This window comes from Candidatus Benthicola sp. (assembly GCF_058719085.1).
Map to the genome: position 1 here is coordinate 16,686 of NZ_JBZQEK010000097.1, position 18,078 is coordinate 34,763.

Sequence of the window (18,078 nt, forward strand, 5' to 3'; positions counted from 1 at the left end):
CGGCGATGCACGGCCCGACGGCCGGGCAGGTGGCGGACGTCGCGCTAACCTGCTTGCAGCAAGCGACATATCACGGCTACGGCCTGTCGGGTCCGGCTCCGGAACGGGGAGGCCGAACGTTCGAGTCGGGGGAGGTATGGCCCCGCGGTGGGCCGTGGAGCGACCTCTTCTGGCCGTCATTTTGGCCCAAAAATGGACAACGAATCGCCGAGAAATCGGTCGGCGCTTGTCCAGGTTCGAGATCCGGATTACGGTCCCGGAATGAGATTCCGCCTCGTCTCAGTGGACGATCGCTTCCTTCGGGGCCTGCTTTCCTGCCTCCTGGCGCTCGGATGGGGAGCGGCCGACTCCCCGGCGCAGCAGCCCGTGCGCCTCGCGCTCACCGCGTCGCCGGGAGACTGGCTCCGCTACCGCCATCGCAGTGATCTCGTCATCGATCTCCCGGACGATCTCGGCGGCCCGGCCACGACGCGCACATCGATCACCTGGGTCGATCGGGTCGATGACGTCTCGGATCAGCGCATCGACTATCGGACCACGATCGACCGCATCACTCTCGAAGCCTATCCACCACCAACCGAGATCCCGGACCTGTCGGCGTTCCAGGGATTCCAGTTCTTCCGTCGAACCAGCCGAGCCGCCCGTACCCTGGGCGTTCGGCTGTCCGGTCAGACCGGCGATGCCGGCCCCGTGCTGCTGGAACAGGTACAGGCCTGGTTTTCCCAACTCGGCCTTCCCCCTCTTCCGGACGGCCCCGTGCGCGTGGGAGACAGCTGGACCGAAACGGCTCCGGTTCCGGCGCTCGCGCTGGGACTGGCCGTCGACTACGACGTCGTTCAGACGCGCACGGTGCGGCTGGAAGAGATCCGCGCGGTAGGAAGGGCGCGAGTGGCGGTGCTCTCGGTGTACACGGCCTGGGAGCCCACGCCGGAACCGAGCGGCGCGGGGGGCACGATCACCTCGCTTCGCGGAACCGCCAGCCAGTCCGTGCGCTTCGACATGGACGCCGGGCACTTCCTGGGCAGCACCGGCTCGAGTGAGCTGCAGTTCGTGCTCCGGCCGGCGGGCACGCCGCAGTTCGTGGCCGTGTCGGCGCGCGGCCGACAGATCTCCGGACTGATCGAGGCGGGGGGACCTTCCCCCTGACTCAGGGAATCCGTCGGCCCGTCAGCTCCAGCAGGCGCTCACCCCGCACGGCCGTTTCTTCGGCCTCCCCGGTCCGGCCCAGGTATTCCTGGGCCGCGGCGAGCGCAATGTGTGCGATGTAGTACTGCGCCGGGATGCTCGAGCGGGTCGAGGGCTCGGGCCAGATCTCCCAGTCGAACAGGTAGGACAGCCGGAACACATCGAACAGCAGGGATTCCGTGCGCGCCACGTCGATCCACCGGATGATGAACTGGGGGTCGAGCAAAACGATGTTGTCCGTCTCCTCGATGTTCTCGGCCAGCTTGTGGGCCAGCCCCTGTCGGATCAGGTGCGGTCCGAGGTTCCACTGCTCGTAAACCGGCGGTGCCGTGGCCGCGAAGTAGATCGGCCGATCACCGAGAGACTCCTGGACGATGTAGTAGACCATGAAGTCCGGGTGCATCAGGAACGTCTCCCGATCGAACTGCACGTCAATATTCGGTGTGAACCGCACCACCGTTCCGGCCGGGGCGGCCTGATAGAGCGGCAGGTCGTCCACCTCCTGGTCGGTGAGCGAGTGAATCGCTCGGGTCGGCGGCTCGACCTCCATGTCACGGTACAGATCGATCGCCTGCTCCGGCTCGAACGGTCGCTGACACACGATGACGGTCGGCGTGGCCAGCGGGTCCACTCCCTCGGGACAGGGCCGGGTGAGCTCGCGGAGCTGCTTCGGATACCACTTGGTGCCGAGATAGGAGTGCACGATCACCGTCACATCCCGTCGAATGCCCTCGACCTCCTGGAGATACCACAGCGGAAACGTATCGTTGTCCCCGTTCGTGAAGACGATCCCGTACGGCTCCACGGACTGCAGCAGATTCCACGCCCAGTCCCGGGCCGCGTAGTCACCTCTCCGGTCTGCGAGCGAGAAGTTCAGGATCAGAGGGAGAAAGGCCACTGAGAGCAGTGGGGCCGTTCGTCTCAAGCCGCGCGTCGGGTCGCCCTCCGTGGTCAGGCGGTCACCGAGCCACTTCCAAACGGTCGCCAGACCCATCCCCGCGTACACTCCCCAGACGTTGAAGCTGAAGATGAAGAAGTAGTCCCGCTCCCGGACCTCGCGGCGATCGAGCGGTATGTCGGGATAGGTGGTGTACCCGTAGCGGAAGTTCAGGTAGAAGATCAGGAGCACCGTGATCGTGAGCAGGAAGGTCGCGAAGTAGACGAAGCTGTCCAGGTCGCCCTTCGCGTGCCGTACCAGGCCCACGATCCCGAGAGCCAGGAACAGTACGGTGACCAGACCGCGTACGCCGATCGGAAGCGTCCGGGCCCACTGCCAGTCGAAGTACTGCCAGAACATCGCGAACTGAGCTCGCCGGGGGGACTGTTCTTCCGACCATGGTGGCTTCTGGTACTGCTCCCGTGCGATCGAAGCAGCCAGCCGGTCGCACTTCACGGCCAGCTTCTGCTCGCCGAAGCCGGTGTCGTACTGCTTCGGGATCACGGCATCGAGGATTCGGCTTTCCCGGGTCCCGTCCTCTCCGAGCACCGTGCATTCCGGATCGGCCTCGTCGATGATCGGGTTCTGCGCCGATCGGATCGGCACAAAGAGCAGCTGGACCGAAAAGCCGATCAGAAGAAACACGGTCCCCGCCACGGCCACCCGGGGCGACAGCACCACGGCGATGAGGGCGATCGCCCCCGTGTAGAACCACACCCTCGGCAAGGGCCATCCGACGCCTCCGAGCACCACGCCGATCAGCACCCCCGCGACCAGACCCCCGGCCACGATCCCGACCGACTTCCACGTCAGCAGGCGCCCGTGATTGTGCCACAGCACGAAGACGCCGAGGGCGGGCAGCGGCAGCAGGGACATCTGGTGGTTGGTGGCCCCGAGACCCAGCAGGAAAGCGATCAACACGATGATCCGGTCGCCCCGGAACGTGTCGCTGTGATCCTCCCACAGCATGGCGAGGTACGAGATCGCAGCCACGAACAGGAGCGAGACGGTGTAGACCTTCTCGTTGACGTTCGACTGTGCCCAGACGGTGTATGCCGTGCCGCCCACCAGGACGGCGCAGAAGGCCGCCGTCAGGGCGATCGCCCGGTTCTCGGTGAAGTGTGCCCAGATCCGCATGACGGCCAGGAACCAGAACACGGCAGCCGCCGCCGAAACCGTGGCACTGAGCAGGTTGATCCGGGCGGCGACCTCGAGCCCGGTCCACGCGGTCAGCAGCAGCCAGACCTTCCCGAACAAGACGAAGAAGGGGTTCCCCGGGGGATGGGGCAGGCCGAGGATGTGCGCCGTCGCGATGTACTCGGAGGTGTCCCAGAACGCGGTGGACGGTCCGAGCGTGAACACGTATACGAGCCAGATCCCGAACCCCGAGAGGACCGCCCAGGCCCAGACCGGTAGCCGACCGACCTTCTCTCGCTCGATGCCTATCATTCGCCTGCCAGGTAGCCTGTATGGTCCGGATGACGCCGTCGGAACCCTGCCCGCTCGATACCTCCCGCCGTCCGAGAAGGCCGGGAAGCTAACTCGGAAGGGGGGTCATGGCCAAACCCGGGCCGACAGGACGCTCACGCCGCCGTCCACCACCCGTACCGTGCCCAGATCGATCGAACGTCGCGTGCCGTCCTCGAGGTCCACCCGCAGCGTCAGAGCGTGGTTGCCGGGCGGGAGCTGAAGCCGTGCCACTTCCAGCCGGTCGGGCAACAGGTGCCACGAGCGCGTGTCTGCACGCTCGAGGAGTGCACCGGCCGCGTTGGCGGCGTAGAAGGCGATGTCGCCCAGAATCTCGTCCTCTTCGCCGAGCTCTCGCTCGAGCCCTCGGGCGACCTCGTACTTGAGGACCGTCCGCGCCACCGACTTGATGAGGATGCCGCCAAGCTTCTGCTCGAACTCTCTCGCAACGGCGCCGGAAACGAAGCCGGTCATGGCCGGTCGCGCGAGGAGTGAAGCCCCGGCGCCTCGTCCGGAGTCAGCGGCCTGCTCACCGGTGACTTCGACCGGGTCCGACGTCGAGACAGAGTCGGGTAGCAGCGGCGCGAGGGAATCCGGAAGAGGGCCCAACCCGGCCAGTTGAAGCGGCTGCACATCCGCCGCCACCGCGAGACCTTCGACCGTGAGATCGGCGGGCAGCCCGGAAGGCACCATCTCCGGCCACGCCACGCGCATGAGGTAGACATCCCGGTCCGCCTGATCGTCCTCGCTCGACTCCTCGTTCCGTTTCGCTCCGCGCGCCACGCACTTCCCGTCCGAAGTCCGTTGCCACGCCGCCCCGGCTTCGAGCAGCATGGGAGTGAAGTCGTAGCGGCCCTGGAACGAGCGGCTGGCGACACACGCGGCCGTCGCATAGCGCACATCCGCGTCCGAGCTCTCGAACCCGCTCGCCTCCTCGGGAAAGATGGGAACGTTCAGGGAGCGCTCCACCCGGTGCGATACGAGGCCGATTTCGAGGAGCACGACCACGTCACCGCCGGTGGCCGCATCCGGGCCGGGGGTAAGCGCGGCGAGATCGATGGGGGCAGGCGTCGTTTCCTCGACGAGAGGGGGAGGCGCGGGCATCCCGCTCGGCGCTTCGATCGCAGCCGGGACCTCCGCAGCGTCGAACTCGGCTCCGGCGTCGTCCGTGGGCTCGAGGTCCGCCTCCGCCCGGTTCTCCCGGGCGGCTGCCTGAGCGGCGAGCACCGAGTCCACCACGAAGTCGATGTCCCGCTCGGGGAGGGCCAACGCGGGATCGGTGGGCTCCTCGTAGCTCTGATCCCAGATGTACAGGAAGCGAGGTCGAAGCGGAGTCGCCGACAGGTCGTCCGTCGGTGACCAGACGTGGCGATAGGCGACCGCCGCATCGTTGTCGTTCCGCGAAGCCTCGAACACCGCACCTGCGAAGTATCGCAGGAATCTGCGCATCTGGGCCTCTTCGGGATCGAACTCTTCGTCCTCGCTGAGCTGAAGGAGGCGACTGAGGCGGCGGGCCTCGACCGCAGCTTCTTCGGGGTCGCCGAGCGCGAGGTAATTGAGGGCCCCGTAGTAGTTGACCATGAGCCGCTCGGTGGGACTGGGCAGCCAGGCGAGGGCCCGGTCGCTCGTCACCAGCGACAGCAGGGCTACGGAGATGCTCTTCGTGTAGCGGTCATCGATGATCCGCTCGGCCTCCTGCAGGAACTCGTTGCTCTCCTCGTATTCGCCGGCGTAGTGCAGCAGGAGTCCGCGGTGCATGAGCCGCAGGAGCTCGTCCCCGATCTCGTCCGCGTCGTCGGGCTCCGTGAGCTCCAGCGCTTCGGCGAACTGCTCGTCCCTCACGTGCTGCCGCAGCTCGGTGTCGTGCACCGACTGGCCCTCGGGCCCGGTCTGGAAGGACCCGGTCAGATGACAGGCACAAAGAAGCAGCGCCGCCGCCACCGCCAACCCGGGCGGCAGCTGGCGGCGCCGGAGGATCCGGGACCCTTGTGCGGGTCGGCCGAGATCTCCGAGTGTGTCCATTACTCCGGAACCTGTCGCTCCAGGATGAGGATCCGCTGCTGCGCCAGGGCGATGGCCTCCGCCAGTTGGGCGGCCGCCTCGCCGCGGGCCTCGATCGTCTCGAGCCGCATACGGTGCAGGAACAGCTGGTACTGGATGAGGGCCGCATACGGCCGAAGGGCCTTGTCCAGGGATTCGGCGATCTTGTAATCGATCATCGGGTCGCCGGGCGTGAGGATGCTCGCCCGGTCGTACCGGTTCAGCGCCGCATCGAAGTCCCCCTGCGCCGCATACTGGTCACCCTCCTGTACGAGCGCGTCGGCCATCGCTTGCGCCCTGCCCTCGGTGGTGGCGTCGTACGGAGTCTCGACTACGCGCACTCCCTGTGATTCCCGATACGCGTATCGGGTCACCGTGTTGTTGGCGAGCTGCACCACGGCCAGGTCCCCCACCACATCGGAGGGCGGGCTGATCGAGGTCCCGGGCATCATCACGGTCGCATCGCCCGCCTGGCGGATCGCCCACGCGTCATCGGTGGTACCGGTAGCCGCGAGCACCTGCGTCTCGTTCATCCCGATCGCCACCTCTCCGCGGACCAGGGCCTCGCATACCTCGGGGGCGCAGTCCGCCATCGCCTGCGCCGTGATCATCTCCCGCTCCTGGGCCTTCGCCTTCGCGTCGGACGCCTTGGCGGTCGCCTCGGCCACGGCCTGTGACGAGTCTCCGACACGCTGGTCGTTCTCCATGATGGGCTCTTCGTTCACCTTCTTCGGCACGCAGGCCGCGAAGGCGGTGAGAGCCAGCAGCAGGAACGTCCGTTTCATCGTTCTCTCCCGTATGGAGGATCGGGCGCGAGCGAGATTCGAGTCGCGCGCGACCCGTGAAGCCGTTGGCTCGCTCACAGACCGAAAGGCTGCCTCTCGATGTACTTCTTGATCTCGTGCTGTCCGGCCCAAACGACGGCGTTCGTCTGCAGGTCGATGAGCCTTGCATCCACCTGATAGAAGACGATCTTCTCCTTGCGCTTTGCTCCGAAGCGCTCCGTCTCCTCCTCGTCTTCGATCGAGGACAGGTCGCCCTGCAGCATGTAATTGGCTCCGAGTTCCTGTCCGAGCCGGGCACGCGTGTCGGCCCGGGCAAACTCCTGCTGGTCATCGCGTTCGCCCCGAACTTCCTCACGCTGCTCGGCGCTCGCCACCACGGTCACCAGACCGGAGTTGATGTACGCGTGCTCGATGTCGCGGACGAAGACTCCGACCTCGATGTGCTCCGACGTACGGTTCCTGAACTCCCCCACGATGACTGCGGGTGAATCCCCGCCGTGGTTGTTGTAGTAGCGCTCCAACCACGGGGCGGTCACGCTCTGCGAGATCAGGGCGTTGGCCACGAGACGCGAGTCGGTATCGTTCCACGACCCGGAAAGATCGGTGACCGTATCCGGCTCGATGCGCGATACGTGCTTGTTGCTGCACGAGGCTGCCGCCAGAGCGCTCAGCAGGATGATCGAGGAGACGCCGACGCGGCGCCGCGCTTTCCAAGGATTCCAGGCAGACATGGCTCCTCCGGGGTGAACCTCTCGTTGCTCCATCGACGCGTTCTTACCCTGCGTTCCCGTCCCGGTTTCGATGTTCCCGGGTTCCACTCGAACCATCATTGACAGCGCAGGCCCCGTGCCGTGATCCTTCGCGTCATGACACGAGATCCTCTTGCAGCCCGGATCCGCGGTCAGATCCAGGCGCCCGCATCCAAGAGACGCTACGTCCGGTCGCTGTTCGGGCGCATCGCCGCACGGTACGACCTCACGAACGATGTGATGTCCATGGGCCTGCATCGCGCGTGGAAGCGTTTCGCCGTGGGGCTCGCCGACATCGGGCCGGGGGACGTCGTGCTCGACCTTGCCGCAGGAACCGGGGATTTCGCCATACGTGCGGCGAAACAAGCCGGTGCCGTGGTCGTCGCCGGTGACCTCACGTGGGAGATGCTGGCCGCCGGACGAGAGCGGCGCAACGCAGGCGACGTGCGCTGGATGCAGTGCGACGCGACCCATCTTCCGTTCGCGGACGGGACCATCGATCGGGTACTCGTGGGGTACGGGCTGCGAAACTTCCCGGACCTCGATTGGTGCATCGGTGAGATCCGGCGATGCCTGGCGCCGGGCGGCAGACTGGTCGCGCTCGATTTCGGCCGGGCTCAGCCGCCATGGCTGGACCGCCTCTACCTGAGATACCTGGACCTGTCGACCGCGATCGCCGGGTGGCTTCTACATCGAAACGTCGAGGCTTATCGATACATACCGGAATCGTTGCGGCAGTATCCCGCACAAAGGGGCGTGACGGAAATCATGCAACGGCACGGGTTCGTGCGTTGCGGGCACATCGATCTCGTTTTCGGGGCGATGGCGATCAACTTCGGGCAGGCGCCCGGTTGATCTCAGATCACCTCAGCCCTCCCGCTGCTTCCAGATCGTGAGCTGCTTCTGGCCCGTCTCGCTTCCCTCCAGACGTGCCGTCAGGGTGTCGCCGTCCTGTAGATCCAGGTCATCTCGCATTTCCTGCGGGATCGTGATGCGGCCACCGCTGCCCACGGTGACGGTGGAATAGTACAGGACGCGGTAGATTCCCATGCTCGCTCCTCCGGGACGGGTCTGGTGCCGGTGACAGGTGAGTCGCCTGGCGGGAGCCACGGCGGCCGACACTCGATACAATCTTGCAGTATATCACGGTGCACACCTTCAAAGAAACGGTATGGAGATGTTGAGGTCCCTGCGCATCGAAACCCTCCGGTCGAGCCAGGCCGCGGTCTTCGCTCTTCTCGCCTGTTCAGCCCTGGCGTCCGGCTGCACTGATCGGTCAGGGTCACAGCCACGAAGCACCGTCGTCGTGGCCAGCACGACCTCGCTCTACGATACGGGGCTTCTGGATTCCCTCGTCGCGGCATTCGAGCGGGAGTACCCGGACCTGAACGTGCGCGTGCTCTCGGTGGGCACGGGCCAGGCGCTCCAGCTCGGGCGGCGGGGTGACGCCGATCTCGTGCTCGTGCATGCGCCCCCGGCCGAGCTCGAGTTCATTCGTCAGGGGCACGGACGAGATCGGGTCACCTTCATGCGGAACGACTTCGCACTGGCCGGTCCCGTGGCGGATCCGGCGAATCTGCGCGGCCTGGTGGCAGAGGAGCCCGGACCGGCCGGTCTGAAGTCGATCGCCGAGGCTGAAGCACCGTTCGTTTCCCGTGGCGATGACTCGGGCACCCACATGAAGGAGAAGGCGCTCTGGGGGGCGGCCGGCATCGAGCCAAACGGCGACTGGTACCTGAAGGCGGGCCAGGGCATGAGCCCCACCCTGATGCTCGCCTCGGAGCGCGGAGCGTACGTCCTCACGGACCAGTCGACCCTCACCGTCCTCGCGGATGTGCTGGACCTCGAGATCCTGGTGGCCGGGGGCGCTTTGATGGAGAACCTGTACTCGGTCATGCGGACGGCGGCCGGAAGCAACCCGGAGGGCGCGAAGCACTTTCAGGACTGGCTGCTCGGAGACGAGTCTCTCTCCATCATCCGTTCGTTCGGTGAAGCGGAGTACGGACGGCCGCTCTTTCAGCTGGTACCCTTCGATCGAGCGGTGTCGGACCGGGCCGACCGCTCCCGCCTCCGAATCAACCCGTTTGGCGAGGCCTGGAGACTTCTCACTTCGGGAGATCTCTACGTCTGGGACATCATTCTCCGCTCGCTGGCCATTTCGGGCACGGCGCTGGTGCTCGCCACACTGATCGGTCTGCCGATCGGCGTACTCGTGGCCACGACCCGTTTTCGGACCTGGAAGCCGGTCATCGCCCTCATGAACACGGGGCTGGCCCTCCCTCCGGTCGTGGTCGGATTGGCGGTCTATCTTCTCCTGTCGCGTTCCGGGCCCGCAGGGGTGATGGGCCTGCTGTACACCCCGGCGGCGATCGTTTTGGCCCAGGTGATCCTGGCCGGACCGTACATCGCGGCCGTATCCCTGGCTGCCCTCGACAGCGTGCCCCTGGACGTACGCCAGCAGGCTCGCGGCCTCGGCGCCACCCGGTGGCAGGCCACCCTGCTTCACCTGCGGGAGGCGCGGGCCTCGCTGATTGCCGCCATCGCGGCAGGATTCGGCGCCGTGATCAGCGAGGTCGGGGCCGTGATGATCGTGGGCGGAAACCTGCTGGGTGAGACGCGAGTCATGACCACCGCCGTGGTGCTCGAGACGCGGCGCGGGAACTTCGGCGTCGCCATCGCGCTCGGCGTGGTTCTGCTGGCGATCGCGTTTCTGATCAACCTCGGACTGTCGCTCACACACGGTCGCGGCCTCCGCAGACCCGTGTTCGCGTGACCCCGCGCTGATGGAGCCGTCACCGTTGATCGAAGGGAGAGACCTCGAGGTCAGGGCGGAACGCAGCCTCATTCTCGACGTCGACGCGGTCGACGTGCGAGGCGGAGAGGTGCTCGCGATTCTCGGCCCCAACGGCGCCGGGAAGTCGACCTTGCTCCGCGTTCTGGCATGTCTCCAGCGGCCGGACGCGGGAACCGTGACTTTTCGTGGCGCATCGGGCCGCGGGGCCGATCGTCTCATGCGCAGACATTGCGCCGTGGTGTTTCAGCGGCCGCACCTGTGGGCCGGAACCGTTCGTGAAAACATCGAGATCGGACTGCGACTGAGGCGTCGGGACAAGGCGAGGGTCCGTGTGCTCGCCGAGGCCGCAGCCGATCAGTTGGGCGTCTCCGCCCTCCTCGACAGAGACGCCAGGACGCTGTCGGGAGGCGAGGCGCAGCGCGTGGCCATCGCGCGCGCGCTGGCCGTCGAGCCCGACGTTCTCTTTCTCGATGAACCCGCTTCCAGTCTGGATGCCATGGCGCGCGCCGCCCTCATCGAAGATCTCGATCACGTGGCCCGGGACTCGGCCCATGCCACGGTGCTGGCCACGCACGATCGGGCCCACGCCTTCAGCCTCGCCGATCGCGTGATCGTGCTCCGGAACGGGCGAGTCGTGCAGTCCGGAGAGCCCGAAGACCTGTTCGAGAATCCGGCGGACCCCTTCATCGCGGCGGTGACGGGTGCGGAGCTTTCCTTCCGCGCCTCCGTCGTCTCTTCGGTGGATGGGCTGCTCCGAATCCGGGTCGAAGATACCGAACTGAGCGCGGCGGGAGCCGCTGACGTCGGTGACACCGTGCGGGTGGTGTACCGACCGGAGGACCTGTTCCTATCGAGAACCGAGATCTCGGCCAGCCCGCGAAACCGCTTCCGGGCCGTCGTCACGGAGATTCGTTCCTCGGGAAGCATGCAGCGCATCCGGCTGAAAGGCGCGGGTCACTGGGCGGCTGTCATCACACGGGCCGCCGGCGAGGAGCTCGCACTCGAAGTCGGATCCGGGATCTGGGTGCAGGTCAAGGCGACCGCCCTGCATGCCTTCGTGGTGCAGGGAGATCAGGCTTCCCGGTCGGAGATCAGCGGCATCTGATCGTCGCGTGTGGAGGGCACCAGGTGGTGTGCCCGGCAGCGTGCCTCGTAGCTCTCAAGTCCGCCTACCTGGATGGTAGGCCCCTCCGCTGGCGCGGGTCGGCCGTCGAGCAGCCTCTGGTTTCGGGTCGCCAGGTCTCCGCACACCACGCAGATCGCGTGCAGCTTGTCGATCTTCTCGGCCACGGCGAGCAGATCGCCGATCGGACCGAACGGCAACCCGCGGAAGTCCATGTCGGTGCCGGACACGATGACCCGCACACCTTGATCGGCCAGGTCGTTCGCCACGTCCACGATGCCGGAGTCCATGAACTGTACCTCATCCACGGCCACGACCTCCGTGTCTGCTGACACGAACTCCGCCACGTCCCGGGAGCTCGACACCGGCCTCGCTTCGATCTCACGTCCGTCATGCGAGCTGATCCGCTGAAGCCCGCCGTATCGATCGTCGAGCTGTGACTTGAAGACCTGTACGGACCGCCGGGCGATCATGGCGCGGCGAACGCGTCGGAGCAGCTCTTCGGACTTTCCCGAGAACATCACGCCGGTGATGACCTCGATCGATCCTTCCCGCCCCTCTCGCGCCATGTCGTGCGCCTACTCGTTTACGGTCGCTTCCGCGAGCAATTCCCCCAGCTGGTCGTCCGACATCTCCAGCACGGCGGCCTCGGCCGCGGCGACGTTGCCGCTCTCATGGGTCACGAAGCGTGCCGGGTTCATGGGCGCATCGAGGCAGTAGAAGAAGATCCGGGCCGCCGCAGGCGAGCCTGGCTGTCCGCCCGAAACGTAGACTTCCCACTGGAGGAAGTTGTCGTCGGTGATCGTTCGAGACATGCCGATCCTCACACTTCCACGGACGACGCGAGCAGGCTTCGCAGGTCGTCTTCGGTGAGCTGTTTCGCCGCCTCGGCCGGGACCTTGGAGTAGCCCGGTGGAACGAGCGTATATCGTTGCGGGTCTCTCGGGCGCGTTCGGTTCCGGAACATCACCATCAGTCTCGGAGACTGGGGATTGGTGCCCGAGTGCAGACAGAGCTCGGCCTGCCACTTCTGGCCGCCGCCGCTCGTGAACTCCACCTTCTTGCTGTCCGCCGCTCCATCGATGCGAAACAGCAGTTTCTTGAGGATGCTTGGTTCCTGAGTGGCCATGAATCGCCTTCGCCGTTGCAGGTGTCCCGAGGACGCCCGGCGGGAGGACCGCCGGCGAGGCCGGGCAGACCCGGAGGGCGCTCTACACGACCGCCACATACCCGATCTGTCGACCGCCCGACAAGCTACTCGTGCCTCTTCGGTTACGCCAATCTTGCGGTGGGAAGCCGGCAATCGCGTGGCCCGAATGCCACAGGCTCTGCTCGGCGAACCGCGTGGTCCCGCACGGGCGAGCACCGGGCAGATTGCGATGGTGCGCCATAATCGATTTGGCAACAAAAACTTAGCAGGACTCCGAAGGTTGTGGAAACATGGCGGTTTGCCATGCTTCGACCGGACGACGAAGGTATAGTTCTTGTAAGGGTGCAACTCATCGCTGCAAGAGAGGGTATCGGCTCTTCAGCGTGGCTCCGGCGGGAGCCACGGAACGGTCCAGGGGGGACGTGAGTCTCAAATTCTCGATAAACGAGAAGTGCACGTCGTGCATGGCGTGCGTGCGTGTCTGCCCGGTCGAGGCGATCGCCGTGACCGGCAGCGAGGTTCGCATCGACCCCGAAACGTGCATCGAATGCGGGCTGTGCGTCCCGGCTTGTTACCACGACGCGATCGACGTCGTGGGCGACATTCAGCCCTGTCTGGAGTCCATCGACGCGGGTAGGGCCCTTCTCATTCTCCCCAACGAGATCAGCGTCTACTTCTTCCCCGCGACCCCGGAGCAAATCCTCAACGCCTGTTTCAAGGCAGGGTTTCAGTCGGTCTACTTCGAGGCGATCGGCGACGAGCTGATTGCCGCGGAGTATCTCCGACTCTGGAACGCAGGTGGGTATCGGTCGTGGCTGCGGTCCACCAGCCCGGTGGTCGTGAATTACTGCCGTACGCGCGCGCCGGAGCTTCTTCCGTTTCTCGCTCCGGTCGTCACCCCGGCCGTTGCCCTCGCCCGGTACATTCGCGCCGTCGAGGGCCGGGACACGGACATCATCTACGTGGGATTCGGCGCCCCGGGGACGAACGGAACGCGGACCGAAGTGGACATCTGCATCTCGTTCGAAGAGCTGGAGAACCTCCTCTCGGAACGGGGCGCGAAGCCGGTGGAGCAGCCGCAGACCCTCTTCCGCCTGGTTCCGGACCGCCGGCGCCACCTCTCGATGTCGGGAGGTCTGCCGCGCCAGATTCTCGAGGAGCAGCGGCAAACCTCGCGCAAGTTCCGCAAGGAGCGAGACCTGCGGGCACTGCCGACTCTGGCGCGGGCGATCATCGAGGAAGGCAGTCCGCTCGGCTTCGTGGACATCCTTCCGTTCGAGGGGAACCTGGGGCACCCTGCCTTCGGCCCGGGCGACGACCTCTACTGGAGAAAGGAGATCGCGGAACTGTCCGAACCGCCGCGGTCGACCGAGCCGGTGGTGGAACTCGCGGAAGACCTGGACCTCAGAACCTTCTTCGAGCCCAAGAAGGCGGAAGATGGGGTAGCCGATCCGGCCGAGGTGGCCGAGATCCTCGGGAAGATCGGAACCACACCCGACGGAAGATACTGGAACACCGGCTCCTGCGGACACGCCACCTGCCTCGAGTTCGCGAACGCCGTCGCGCGGGGCCGCTCGACTCTGTCGCTCTGCCCCATCTATCTGGCTCGCCAGTACGAACAGGCGTCCCGTGACGCCATGCACGACGCACTCACCGGCGCGTACACCTTCCGGGTGCTCAGCGAGCGTTTGGAGGAGGAGTTGAACCGCGCGAGCCGAACCGGAACCAGCATCGCCGTGTTGTTCATCGACCTGGACAAGTTCAAGCCTGTCAACGACGTACATGGGCACGCGGCCGGCAACCTCATCCTCCGGAACGTGGCTCGGATTCTCTCCGATGCCACGCGGAGCACGGATATCGTCTGCCGCTACGGGGGAGACGAGTTCGTCGTCATCCTCGTCAATCCGGATCGGGAGGGTGCCGGTCAGGTCGCGGAGCAGATTCGCGAGCGCGTGGCCGACATGCGAGTCGCCACGAGTGAAGGATATGCAGGGGTTACGCTGAGCATAGGCGTGGCGTATCATTCGGGAGTGATGCAGGGACAGGTTTCGGCGGAAGACCTCATGGCGGAGGCTGACGCCGCCCTGTATGTAGCGAAGGCGCAAGGCGGCAATACGATCCACCCCTCGATCGGAGGCAAGCTCGTCCGATGACGTCCGGCGACCAGGAAGCTCGCGACGTGAGAGGTCTTGACCCCTGGGGCCTGCGTCGGATCGAGAAGCTCCTGCTCGACCTCGATGGAGTCGGATCGCTCAAGATCGTCCCGGACGGCGCCGGCGGAATCGAGGAGATTCACGTCCTCTCCAGCTCGTCCCTCGGTCCCAAGCAGATCGTGCGCAACATCGAGTCCGCCCTCCTGGCGGAATTCGGGCTGCAGATTGACCATCGAAAGATCTCGATCGCTCGTGTGAAGGGGTCGGAGATTCCCTCCGCACGCTCGATCGCGGAAGAAGTGGTCGCCGCACCGACGGCCGAACCTGCCCGCTCAGCCGGGCGACGCCTCGTCCTCGGAAACGTCCGGATCGAGCGCGCCGCCGGACAGAAGGTGACCTGCCGAGTCGACCTCTCCCACGATGAATCCGTCTACACGGGAGAAGCGGAGGGCCCGGACTTCGAGAAGGCTCGTATGGAGGTGGCTGCGACGGCCGTACTCGAGGCCGCCCAGTTGGCCAGCGGCGATGATGTCTTCCTCTCCCTCCAGGGAATCGACTCGGTTGGCGCCTTTGGTCAGAGCTTCGTGCTGGCCGCCGTGAACGGCTCCGTGCGACGGGAATCGCAGTCGCTCGCCGGGGTCGTGCGTGTCCGGGACTCGGTGGAAGAAGCAGCCGTGCTCGCTTGCCTGCAGGCCATCAACCGGTGGGTGGAGCACCGGTAGAAGAAGCCCGCCCAGTTGCGCCGTTCGGCGTATTCCGTTCTATTTTTTGCGGTTCACACCCAGATACGGACTTTGGAGCAGTACGAATAGGACCGGTCTTCGGTCCACCGACCAAGGAGACGCCCCCGACCTCACCGAGCCGCCTGTAAGCTGAGCGGAGCGATACCTCCGAGCGGAGACGAAGCATACCCTCTAGCGGTTTGGGTATGACTTCCATGCGAAAGGAGGTGTGCTCTATGAATTTGCTCTTCGCATTATTGGGCTGGGCAAAAGGCGGAACTCTTAGGTGGTAATCGGTAGAGGTACGGGGGCAATCCAACTGCAGCCATCGAGGGTATGGACCCTAGAGTTAAGAGAACGATCTTAGTAACTGCCTTGGCAGCTGTCGCCTTGGTAGCAGGCCTGTTCTACAAGTACCCGCCTACCCTCAACTCTCATACTCTGCTTGCATTTGGCACATTACTGGCGCTCAGTACGCTGGCAATGATGCTTTATCTCAGGTTCACTGAGGGTGGTTCTACAACTTCGATGGACTTTGTGCCGGAACTCGGCGCGATACTCCTAATCGGTCCAACGGGTGCCGTCACCGTTACGCTTCTTTCAGAACTTATTTCTGGCTTCTTCTTGTATCGAGAGAAGTCGGTCCTCAAGAAGCTGTTCAATGTCTCACAGCTTGTGTTAGCGGTTGGAGTCGCCGGTCTGTTGTTTCGCTGGTCCGGTGGGGTAGAGAGCATCACCACCTTTCGTTTCCAGGACTCTCTAGCGCCATTCATGTTGGCCGTGCTTGCATACTTCGCGGTCAACACGGGCACAGTTGCCTTCATCGTCACGGTCTCTGAGCGTGCACCCTTTCTTGAGACTTGGAGGCGAATGACGGGCGGCTTGATCGTGTTTGATCTTGCTATGAGCACGCTCGCTTTTCTCGTCGCCTTCCTCTACACAGAGTACGGGGTCGTAGCTGTGTTTCTTGCGATGATTCCCCTGATTGGGTTGCGATACAGTTACGGGATCAACTTCGAGTTGCAGCAACTGAACACGGACTTACTCCGCTTGATGGTTAAGACCATCGAGGCACAGGATCCATATACCTCCGGCCATTCAATTCGCGTTTCGGAAGCCGCTAAGAAGATAGCCCGTGCGTTGGGTGTAGCACCTCGCAGTCTTAAGAGAATCGAGACCGCTGCTCTACTGCACGATATTGGGAAGATTGACTCCGTATACGGAGAGATTCTGCGGCAGAAGGGCCCACTCACTCCTGAGCAACGAGAACTGATAAGAGCTCACCCAGACCGTGGCGTGGATATCATTCGCTCGATCCGGAGTATTCACCCCGAAGTTCTGGCCTGTGTAAGGCACCATCACGAGAGGTGGGATGGTCAGGGGTACCCAGCGGGGATTGCCGGTGAAGAGATTCCCCTAGGTGCGCGTATCATCATGGTATGTGATACAATCGATGCAATGACGACGGCTCGACCTTATCGAGATGCGTTGCCGGTTTCCGTCGTTCGAGAGGAGTTGGAGAAGCACCGAGGGACCCAGTTTGATGGCTCTATTGTGGACATTCTTGTCAAGACAGACATCCTTGAGACGCTCGACAATCCAGAACCGGTGAAAGCAAGTACTGGTAACCGCCTTGCAGGAATCAGCCCGGTTCTTCGCGCTGACGCCAGTTGAGCGCGGAGGGCTCAATCTCGACCCGCACGGGTATGTGATGGTCGTCAGATCGCACAGCAATCCGCGAGTCGTCGCCAGCGCTCGGTGAAGTGAGCGAACCAGCCAAGGCTAGCCTCCTGCATTTCACGTCTCACATCGATTGAGCAGTCTGTCGTTCGTTTCGACTTGGGAACCAGCATTTCTCGAAGCCACATGATCTTAAGGGCGCCGACACGGTCCACGAGGATTTGACTGTCGGCTACCCGCGTCAGGCGCTCCCAAACGCCACTGGGGTTCTCACGCCGGGCACAATATGCCCATAGCCACTCAACCTTGAAGCGCTCCTGCATGCCAGACAGACGACGTTCGTCAGTCTCGAGTCCGCGAATCCAGCGCCTCGCGCTCTCAGAGTCGCGCATTTGGAGTGCACACAGACCGAGGCAGGCCTCGGTCTCCGCTTTGAATTCGTTGTAATCGGAGTCGACAGCCTGTCGATATATATCTCTGTATAGATCATATGCTTCACGAACTTTGCCTTGATAGAAGGCTATGTTTGCAGAGTTGAGCCGCAGCGGTATCAGTGCATCGAGAGCGGTACTCAATGCCTCGTGCAAGTCTGATGCGGCATCACCATACTCATTTGCGGTGTCCCAGGAGCCCCGTTCCAGAGCAGTGCACGCGAGGTTCGTCAACACAGCAGCAATCTGCAGCGTGTCGTTTGTTCGCTTGGCGAGTTCGTAGGACTGTCGTAGCTCATACTCTGAAGCGTCCCAAAGTCCCATCCTCTGATTGCCCAGGCCTCGCAGTAGTCGCACGCGATGTATCAGGTGCTCCGGCCAAACCTCCTGCACCTTTAGGGAATCGAGTAGAGAAAGTCCCTCTTTGGCCGATCCGTAGAAGAGTTCATAGGCCGCTAGACTACACAGGGCCGTGATACTCGCCGTTTCACTTAGCCGCCCGGTGCGTCGCGATGTTTGCGCTAGGCGTCGAATCCTGTTTCTGATGCGTTCCGCTTCACCAATGTCGTTGGTGCGGGTTGCCGCCTTGAGGCGCCAGTTAAGCACTTCCAGTCGGGTTTCCACACGCTCGACGAAGCATTCAAACAGTCTCACATCTTGCTCAATGCTAGTTAATAGGCGCCCCGCCTCATTCCAGTGGGCGCCGCCTGCTACTGCTCTCACCAACTTCAGCTTCACTTCCACCTTCTGCTCCACCGACATGTCCGCGTCCAGCCGGAGGATCTCATCCAGGTGTTCTCGGGCCTGAGGCAGTTGCGCAGACTCCAGCTCCGCTTCAGCCAGCAGGTGGAGCGCCGCAAGA

At 64.2% G+C, this 18,078-nt stretch carries 16 protein-coding genes; 7 read left to right on the forward strand and 9 right to left on the reverse strand.

Annotated elements, in window-relative coordinates:
• Positions 1–261 precede the first annotated feature (261 nt).
• Positions 262–1,146 carry a hypothetical protein gene (locus AC36XV_RS07590; protein WP_492203076.1) on the forward strand — a complete coding sequence of 295 codons (885 nt, stop codon included), beginning with the start codon at positions 262–264 and terminating at the stop codon, positions 1,144–1,146.
• Position 1,147: 1 nt separating this feature from the next.
• On the opposite strand, the gene AC36XV_RS07595 is transcribed toward AC36XV_RS07590, so the two are convergent.
• From AC36XV_RS07595 to AC36XV_RS07610, 4 genes are all read right to left on the reverse strand, one after another.
• Positions 1,148–3,571, reverse strand: a complete 2,424-nt coding sequence (locus tag AC36XV_RS07595; RefSeq protein ID WP_492203077.1) for a glycosyltransferase family 117 protein — start codon at positions 3,569–3,571, stop codon at positions 1,148–1,150.
• 105 nt (positions 3,572–3,676) lie between these two features.
• Positions 3,677–5,611 carry a COG3014 family protein gene (locus AC36XV_RS07600; RefSeq protein WP_492203078.1) on the reverse strand — a complete coding sequence of 645 codons (1,935 nt, stop codon included), beginning with the start codon at positions 5,609–5,611 and terminating at the stop codon, positions 3,677–3,679.
• Positions 5,611–6,414, reverse strand: a complete 804-nt coding sequence (locus tag AC36XV_RS07605; protein WP_492203079.1) for a hypothetical protein — start codon at positions 6,412–6,414, stop codon at positions 5,611–5,613. The genes AC36XV_RS07600 and AC36XV_RS07605 overlap by 1 nt, the downstream gene beginning before the upstream one ends.
• A 74-nt stretch (positions 6,415–6,488) precedes the next feature.
• Positions 6,489–7,145 (reverse strand): penicillin-binding protein activator LpoB, encoded by a 657-nt coding sequence (locus AC36XV_RS07610; RefSeq protein WP_492203080.1) that lies wholly within the window; start codon positions 7,143–7,145, stop codon positions 6,489–6,491.
• A gap of 135 nt (positions 7,146–7,280) precedes the next feature.
• Between AC36XV_RS07610 and AC36XV_RS07615 the strand changes: the two genes are divergently transcribed.
• On the forward strand, positions 7,281–8,018 hold the full coding sequence (locus AC36XV_RS07615) for a ubiquinone/menaquinone biosynthesis methyltransferase (protein WP_492203081.1): 738 nt from the start codon (positions 7,281–7,283) through the stop codon (positions 8,016–8,018).
• Between the two features lie 12 nt (positions 8,019–8,030).
• Here AC36XV_RS07615 and AC36XV_RS07620 read toward each other — a convergent pair whose 3' ends face one another.
• Positions 8,031–8,213 (reverse strand): AbrB/MazE/SpoVT family DNA-binding domain-containing protein, encoded by a 183-nt coding sequence (locus tag AC36XV_RS07620; RefSeq protein WP_492203082.1) that lies wholly within the window; start codon positions 8,211–8,213, stop codon positions 8,031–8,033.
• A gap of 127 nt (positions 8,214–8,340) precedes the next feature.
• Between AC36XV_RS07620 and AC36XV_RS07625 the strand changes: the two genes are divergently transcribed.
• Entirely contained in the window at positions 8,341–9,936 is a 1,596-nt protein-coding gene (locus AC36XV_RS07625; RefSeq protein WP_492203092.1) for an ABC transporter permease, read from the forward strand.
• Positions 9,937–9,961: 25 nt separating this feature from the next.
• The gene (locus AC36XV_RS07630) at positions 9,962–11,062 is read left to right on the forward strand and encodes an ABC transporter ATP-binding protein (protein WP_492203083.1); all 1,101 of its coding nucleotides are present in this window, start codon (positions 9,962–9,964) and stop codon (positions 11,060–11,062) included.
• Here AC36XV_RS07630 and AC36XV_RS07635 read toward each other — a convergent pair.
• The 3 genes from AC36XV_RS07635 to AC36XV_RS07645 are packed head-to-tail and all read right to left on the reverse strand — an operon-like array spanning position 11,029 to position 12,209.
• Positions 11,029–11,649, reverse strand: a complete 621-nt coding sequence (locus tag AC36XV_RS07635; RefSeq protein ID WP_492203084.1) for a thymidine kinase — start codon at positions 11,647–11,649, stop codon at positions 11,029–11,031. The two genes, AC36XV_RS07630 and AC36XV_RS07635, sit on opposite strands and share 34 nt — an antisense overlap.
• A 9-nt stretch (positions 11,650–11,658) precedes the next feature.
• A complete protein-coding gene (locus AC36XV_RS07640) occupies positions 11,659–11,895 on the reverse strand; it encodes a hypothetical protein (protein ID WP_492203085.1) in 237 nt (78 codons plus the stop codon).
• A gap of 8 nt (positions 11,896–11,903) precedes the next feature.
• Complete coding sequence (locus tag AC36XV_RS07645) at positions 11,904–12,209, reverse strand: hypothetical protein (RefSeq protein WP_492203086.1); 306 nt, start codon at positions 12,207–12,209, stop codon at positions 11,904–11,906.
• 311 nt (positions 12,210–12,520) lie between these two features.
• Between AC36XV_RS07645 and AC36XV_RS07650 the strand changes: the two genes are divergently transcribed.
• The 3 genes from AC36XV_RS07650 (at position 12,521) to AC36XV_RS07660 (ending at position 16,779) form a co-directional block, all read left to right on the forward strand.
• Positions 12,521–14,383 (forward strand): diguanylate cyclase, encoded by a 1,863-nt coding sequence (locus AC36XV_RS07650; RefSeq protein WP_492203087.1) that lies wholly within the window; start codon positions 12,521–12,523, stop codon positions 14,381–14,383.
• A 26-nt stretch (positions 14,384–14,409) separates the two neighbouring features.
• On the forward strand, positions 14,410–15,105 hold the full coding sequence (locus AC36XV_RS07655; RefSeq protein ID WP_492203088.1) for a hypothetical protein: 696 nt from the start codon (positions 14,410–14,412) through the stop codon (positions 15,103–15,105).
• Positions 15,106–15,441: 336 nt separating this feature from the next.
• On the forward strand, positions 15,442–16,779 hold the full coding sequence (locus tag AC36XV_RS07660) for an HD-GYP domain-containing protein (protein ID WP_492203089.1): 1,338 nt from the start codon (positions 15,442–15,444) through the stop codon (positions 16,777–16,779).
• 44 nt (positions 16,780–16,823) lie between these two features.
• Here AC36XV_RS07660 and AC36XV_RS07665 read toward each other — a convergent pair.
• Positions 16,824–18,078, reverse strand: a 1,255-nt coding sequence (locus tag AC36XV_RS07665) for a hypothetical protein (protein WP_492203090.1), incomplete at its 5' end; no start/stop codon positions are given.